At 74.9% G+C, this 6,446-nt stretch carries 5 protein-coding genes; 4 read left to right on the forward strand and 1 reads right to left on the reverse strand.

Annotated features, from left to right (window positions below; genetic code table 11):
• Nucleotides 1-279 (reverse strand): hypothetical protein (locus tag LLG88_10715; protein ID MCE5247372.1); only part of this gene is annotated, 279 nt, incomplete at its 3' end.
• A gap of 49 nt (nucleotides 280-328) precedes the next feature.
• On the opposite strand from LLG88_10715, the gene LLG88_10720 reads away from it, so the two are divergent.
• From LLG88_10720 to smc, 4 genes are all read left to right on the forward strand, one after another.
• Nucleotides 329-1,090: an outer membrane lipoprotein carrier protein LolA gene (locus LLG88_10720; protein MCE5247373.1), complete on the forward strand. Its 762-nt coding sequence runs from the start codon at nucleotides 329-331 to the stop codon at nucleotides 1,088-1,090.
• Nucleotides 1,091-1,161: 71 nt separating this feature from the next.
• On the forward strand, nucleotides 1,162-1,746 hold the full coding sequence (locus LLG88_10725) for a carboxypeptidase-like regulatory domain-containing protein (protein ID MCE5247374.1): 585 nt from the start codon (nucleotides 1,162-1,164) through the stop codon (nucleotides 1,744-1,746).
• Nucleotides 1,743-2,744, forward strand: coding sequence for a polyprenyl synthetase family protein (locus LLG88_10730; protein ID MCE5247375.1), 1,002 nt, complete (start codon nucleotides 1,743-1,745; stop codon nucleotides 2,742-2,744). The genes LLG88_10725 and LLG88_10730 overlap by 4 nt, the downstream gene beginning before the upstream one ends.
• Before the next feature lie 132 nt (nucleotides 2,745-2,876).
• Nucleotides 2,877-6,440 carry a chromosome segregation protein SMC gene (gene smc / locus LLG88_10735; protein ID MCE5247376.1) on the forward strand — a complete coding sequence of 1,188 codons (3,564 nt, stop codon included), beginning with the start codon at nucleotides 2,877-2,879 and terminating at the stop codon, nucleotides 6,438-6,440.
• The last annotated feature ends 6 nt before the right edge of the window (nucleotides 6,441-6,446 follow it).

Genomic DNA, 6,446 nt, shown 5'->3' on the forward strand with positions numbered 1-6,446 from the left:
CGCCGCCCGGCAGTCGCCGCGCTCGTAGGCGTCGAGGGCCGCGCCGGCCTCGACCGGCGGGGCGGTCGGCGGGGCGGCGCCGAACGCGCAGAGCGCGGCGCAAAGGGCCGCGGCGAGCGGAACGGGGAACGCGGCGCGCCGGCGTCCGGTCCGCGGCACGCGGCGGCCGACGAGCCGCGGCGCGAGCGAGACGAGGCGCCGGCGGCCGGCGCGCGAAGAGGCGACGATCGTCCTTCCGGCGAGGCGCCGCGGAACCAGCGAGAGGAGGCTTCGAGTCATGGCCGAGGTCCTTCGGCGGCCGCGGGGCGGCGCGCGTAAGATGACCAGTATGCAGCAAGCCGAAATGACGAGCGGCGCGCCGGACGCGTGCCGGAACTTCGGGCCCTCTCGCAACGCGGGGGCGGACGCCGCGTCGTCGCCCCGCGGGGCGCGGCGCGGTCACGCGCGGCGCCGCGTCGCGCGGATCGTCGTCGCGGCGCTGACGCTCGGCGTCGCCGTCGCCGCGGCGCTCGCCGCCGCCCCGGGCCCCGACGAGGCGCTGCGGCTCGTCGAGCGCCGCTACCGCGCCCTCTCCTCGTTCAAGCTGAGCTTCGCGCAGCGGTACAGCTCGACGACCTTCGGCGCCGAGGACGAGGCGCGCGGCACGCTGACCGTCGCGCCCCCCGGACGGATGCTCTGGGTCTACGACAAGCCGGCCGGGCAGCGCGGGGCGATGGACGGGACGCGCTACTGGCTGATCGACCCCGAGGACCGCCAGGTCAAGATCCGCGAGCGCGGCCCCGAGGCCTCCGATCCGTTGTCCGACCTGCTCGCCGGCCGGGTGGACCTCGCGCGGATCTTCGCCGCCAAGCTCGTCGCCTCGTCGCGCGGCCGCCTCGCGCTCGAGCTGACGCCGCGCTCGCCGCGCGAGGACATGGACCGCGCGCTGCTCGAGGTCGATCCGGACGGGACCGTGCGGCGGATCGAAGTCGTCGATCCGCTCGGCAACAAGATGGTCTACGAACTGGGGGTTCCGGCGCCGGCCCCGCCGCCGTCCGCCGAGGCGTTCCGCTTGGTCGTCCCGCCGGGGTACGCCGAGATCCACGAGTGAACCGGGGCGGCGCGGTGCGCCGCCTGCGCGCGGGATGCTATCCTTCGGCCGCCGTGGCCGAACGATCCTCAATGCGATGCGCGTGGGGCGCGCGGGTCCTTCTTTGGGCCGCCGCGGCGCTCGCCGTCTGCGGGGCCGCCTCCGCCGCGACGATCGAAGGGCAGGTGTTCGACCGCGAAGGGCGTCCGCTCGCCGGCGCGGTCGTCGCCGTCGCCGACCGGTCGCGCGACGACGGCGGCGAGGACGAGCTGCTGCGGACGATGGCCGACGCGCGCGGCTTCTTCACCTTCGACCTCGGCCCGCGCACGCTCAAGGGGCGCATCCTCGTCCGCGTCGTCGCCGAAAAGGGGTGGGACGCCCTGCGCTACGCGCCGCCGGCCGACATGGACGTGACCGCCCCGCTCCGCGCCAAGGGGCGCGCGGTCGTCGCCTACGTCGTCGAGGACGCGGCCGGCTGGCCCGACCTCGCGCGGCAGATCAAGGACGTCGGCGGCCCCGAGACGCCGCGCGGCCGGATCCTGCGCCGCCTCGGCCCGCCGCCGGAGACGGTCACCCGTCCCGACGGCCTGGTCGAATGGCGCTACCCCGCCGCGGCCTACGTGTTCAAGGACGGCGCCTTGGCCGAGACCCGCCGCGCCGGCGAGGACGCGAAGTGAGCGGCGAGGCGCGCATGGCCGCGGAGGCCCTCTCCGCGGCGGTCGAGCTGGTCGCGCCGAAGATGGCGCTGGTCGAGGACGAGATCCAGGCGCACATGCGCTCCCGCTTCGGCCCGATCGACGAGGCGGGGCAGTACCTTTCCGAGTCGGCGGGGAAGCGGCTGCGGCCGCTCCTCGTGCTCCTCTCGGCGGCGCTCGCCGGCTACGAGGGGGCGGACGACGTCCTGCTCGGCGCCGTCTTCGAGACGGTCCACACCGCCTCGCTGGTCCACGACGACATCGTGGACGAGGCGGTCGTGCGCCGCGGGCGCGCCGCGGCGAACCGCGTCTTCGGCAATTCCTTCGCCGTGCTGTTCGGCGACTTCCTCTACATCCGCTCGGTCAACATGGCGCTCCGCACGAAGAACATGCGGCTGCTGGAGATCCTCGCCGAGGCGACGGAGCGGATGATCGAAGGGGAGCTCCTCGGCGACCGCCTGCGCGGCCGCGCCGACGTGACGCGCGAGCAGCACCTCGAGATCGTCGAGCGGAAGACGGCGGCCCTCTTCTCCGGCGCCTGCCGCGTCGGCGCGATCATCGCCGACGCGCCGCCGGCGGTCGAGGACGGGCTGGCCCGCTTCGGCCTCGGCCTCGGCATGGCGTTCCAGCTCGTGGACGACCTGCTCGACATCGTCGGGAACGAGGCGACGGTGGGGAAGCCGGTCGCCTCCGACCTGCGCGAGGGGCGGCTCACGCTGCCCTGGATCGACCTCCTCCGGTGCGGGAGCGCGGAGGACCGCGGCGCGGTGCTGCAGGTCCTCAAGGACGGCGGCTTCGAGAAGGTCTCGTTCCGCCGGCTCCGCTCCGCCCTCGAGAAGAACGGCTGCCTCGAGGGGACCCGCGTCCTCGCCGAGGAGCACGCCGCCGCGGCGATCGCCGCGCTCGACGGGCTGCCGGACGGGCCGCACCGCGACGCCCTGCGCCGCCTGCCCGACGCCCTGCTCGTCCGCCGGCGCTGACCGGCCGTCTTCGCCCTCTCTTCGCCGCCTTCCCCCTCCGCACCGATTCCGGGCTACACTCCCGGCTCGGCCTCTGGGGGGACCGTCGACTCGCCGGCCCCGGCCCGCTCGCCAACGGAGGAACACCGCCCGATGCTGCGGCTCGAGCGCATGGAAGTGTCCGGCTTCAAGAGCTTCCCGGACAAGACCGTCGTCGACTTCCCCAACGGAATCACGGCCGTGGTCGGCCCGAACGGCTGCGGGAAGTCGAACATCGCCGACGCGATCCAGTGGGTCCTCGGCGAGCAGTCGGCGCGCGCGCTGCGCGGCCAGAAGATGGAAGACGTCATCTTCAACGGCAGCTCGAAGCGCGGCGCGGGCGGGATGGCCGAAGTCTGCCTGCAGATGATCGCCCGGGCCGAGACGCTCAGCTTCGGCCGGGGCCGCGTCACGCTGACCCGGCGGCTCTTCCGCTCCGGCGAGAGCGAGTACCTGATCGACGGCAAGAAGGCCCGCCTCGGCGACGTTCGCGACCTGCTCGACGAGGTCCGCGCCGGCGTCCGCACCTACGCGATCATCGACCAGGCGCAGGTCGCCTCGTTCGTGACGAGCAAGCCGCGCGAGCGGCGCGTGTTCATCGAGGAAGCGGCGGGGATCGCCGGCTACAAGAACCGCCGCCGCCTCGCCGAGCTGAAGCTCGAGGCGACGCGGGCCAACCTGCTGCGCGTGGACGACATCCTGCGCGAGGTCGAGCGCCAGCGGCGCTCCCTGCAGCGGCAGGCCGGCCTGGCGCGGCGCGCGCGGAAGCTCGAGGAAGAGCACCGCGAGCTGAAGACCTACTGGTTCGCCACGAAGGGCCGCGAGCTGGGGCGGCAGGTGCGGGCCCTCGTCGAATCGCTGGCCGTGGCCAAGACCGAGGCGACGCACCTCGAGCAGGAGCGCCTGCGGCTCGAGGCGCTGGCCGCCGCGGCCCGCGCGCGCCTCGAGGAGGCGCACGACGAGCGGGGCCGGCTCACCGAGGAAATGCACCGCGCGCGGCTCGAGGAGGAACGGCTCGGGCGGGACGTCGAGACGGCCCTCGAACGCGCGTCGGAACTGGAGCGCGAGGCCGGACGCCGCGAAGGCGAAGGGCGGCAGGTCGAGGAAGAGCGGGAGCGCCGCCGCCGCGACGTCGCGGCGCAGGAGGCCGCCCTCGCCGAACTCGACGAGCTGCTCGCCTCGCTGGAGGCGCGGCTGAAGGAAGTCCGCGCCGGCGTGGACGCCGAGCGGGCGGAACTGGCGCGCGGGCAGCAGGAGGCGCAGCGGATCGAGCGCGCCCTCTACGAGAAGCTGCGCGCGCAGGCCGATCTTTCGGCGCGCCTCTCGGCCGCCCGCGAGGCGCGGGCGCGCGAGGAGAAGCGGGCCGAGGAAGCGGCCCACGCGCGGGAGAAGCTGGCCTCGCAGCTCGAGCAGGCCAAGACGGCCTACGTCGCCGCCGAGGAAGACAGCCGCCGCGCGGGGGAGGAGGCCGACCGCCTCGTCGCCGCCGTGCAGGCCTCGCGCCGCGCCGAGGATGACGCCGGACGCGGGCTCGAGGAGGCGCGCACCGAAGACGCGCGCATCGCCGCGGAGCTCGGCAAGCGGGCCGGCGAGAAGGCGGCGCTCGACTCGCTCGCCGTGCGGCTCGCCGGGGCCGACGCGGCGCGCAAGATGATGGAGCTGGCCCGCGCGGGGAAGCTCTCCGCCCGCTCGGTCGTCGCCGACCTCGTGACGGTCGAGCAGGACGCCGAGCGCGCGGCCGAGGCGTTCCTCGCCGGAACGCTGCCGGCGATCGTCGTGGACGACGCGGCGGAGGCGCTCAAGGGCGCCAAGCTCGGCGTGCAGGGGCGGGTCGGCTTCCTGCCGCTCGACGCGCCGTGCGGCGCGTCCGCCGGCTTCGCCGCGCTGCCGGACGAACTGGCCGCCGATCCGCGCGTGCGCGGACGCCTCGGGGCCAAGGTCGCGGCGCACGACGGCGTGAACGGCGCGCTCTCCGGCCGCTTCGAGGACGCGGTCCTCGTGGACAGCCTCGAGACCGCGGTGGAGCTCCATCGCCGCTTCCCCACGTTCAACTTCCTCTCCCCGGAGGGGCACGCGGTCCACGCGAGCGGGCTCGTCACCGTCGAAGGGGCGGGGGACGCGCACCGCGACGGCCTGCTGGCCCGCGCCCGCCGGCGCGAGGAACTGGCGCGCGAGGTGGCGGCGCTCGAGGAGCGGCGCGCCGAGGCGCACGAGAAGCTGGAGCGGGCCCGGGCCGAACTGCACGACGCGCAGACGGCGCGGCGCACCGCCGAGGAGAAGCTCAACGAGGCGCGGCGCGCGGCCTCGACGGCGCGGCTGGCGTTCGAGCAGTCGGGACGCGAGCAGCATCGCCTGGAGCGCGAGCTGGCCCTCGCCGGGCAGGTGCGCGAGGCGGCCGAGAAGGGACGCGAGGAAGCGCGGGCGCGGGCCGAGAAGCTCGAAGGGGAAGTCGTCGCCGCGGAGAAGGCGGCCGAGGCGGCCCGGGTCGAGCTGGACGCGGCGCGCGAGGCGGTGCGGGCGCGCGAGGAGTCGGCGCGCGAGGCGGCCGCGGGGCTCGGCGGGCTCAACTCCGAGCGCGGCGTGCGGCTCGAGCGGCGGGCGTCGCTGGCGCGCGATCTCGATCGGCTGCGGCGCGAGATCAACGAGCTCGAGGCGCGCAGCCAGATGGGCGCCGAGGCGAAGCGGAAGGCGCTGGAGGACGCGCAGCGGCTGCGGCAAAAGTCGGCCGAGGCGCGCGCGGCGCTGGAGACGGTCGCGGAGCGCCGGGCGGAACTCGAACGGCGGGCGCAGGGCGGCGCGGCGACGGTCGAGGCGCGCGCCGCGGAAGTGCGCGCGGCCGAGGCGCGGCTCGGGCGGGTGAGCGAGGAATGGGAGGCGGCGCGGGGACGGCGCGAGCGGCTGGCGCTCGACGCCGGGCGCGCGCAGTCCGACCACGAGCACATGCTCGCCGACTGCCGCGAGTCGCTGGGGCTGGATCCGGAAGAACTACCCGCGGCGCGGCCGGAAGGCGTCGATCCGGGGCTGCTGGACGACGACCACCTGCTCGCCGAGCGGATCGCCGACCTTCGCGGGAAGCGGGAGAAGCTCGGTCCGGTCAACCTGCTCGCCGAGCAGGAGTTCGACGAGCTCTCGACGCGCTACGAGGAGCTCTCGACGCAGCATCAGGACCTCTCGCAGAGCGTCGAGGAGCTCTCGGCGTCGATCCGCAAGATGGACCGCGAGAGCCGCGAGCGGTTCTTGGAGGCGTTCGCCGAGGTGCGGCGCCACTTTAGGGAGCAGTTCTCGCTCCTCTTCCGCGGCGGCCGCGGCGACCTCGTGCTGGACGACGAGGAGAACCCGCTCGACTGCGGGATCGAGATCCTCTGCCAGCCGCCGGGCAAGAAGCTGCAGGCGGTCTCGCTGCTCTCCGGCGGCGAGAAGGCGCTCGCGGCGACGGCGGTGCTGTTCTCGATCTTCAAGTACCAGCCGCCGCCGTTCTGCCTGCTCGACGAGGTGGACGCGCCGCTCGACGACGCCAACGTCGGCCGCTTCAACGACGGCGTGCGGCAGTTCGCCGAGAACACGCAGTTCATCATCGTCACGCACAACAAGCGGACGATGGAGATCGCCGACATCCTCTACGGCGTGACGATGCCGGAGCCGGGCTGCAGCAAGCTCGTCTCGATGACGATGGACTGAGGCCGC

The organism is bacterium, assembly GCA_021372775.1.
Taxonomy (GTDB): domain Bacteria; phylum Acidobacteriota; class Polarisedimenticolia; order J045; family J045; genus JAJFTU01.

Coding starts and splice junctions, on each gene's coding strand:
- LLG88_10720 (MCE5247373.1), top strand. CDS start 329: ATGCAGCAAGCCGAAATGACGAGCGGCGCGCCGGACGCGTGCCGGAAC.
- LLG88_10725 (MCE5247374.1), top strand. CDS start 1,162: ATGCGATGCGCGTGGGGCGCGCGGGTCCTTCTTTGGGCCGCCGCGGCG.
- smc (MCE5247376.1), top strand. CDS start 2,877: ATGCTGCGGCTCGAGCGCATGGAAGTGTCCGGCTTCAAGAGCTTCCCG.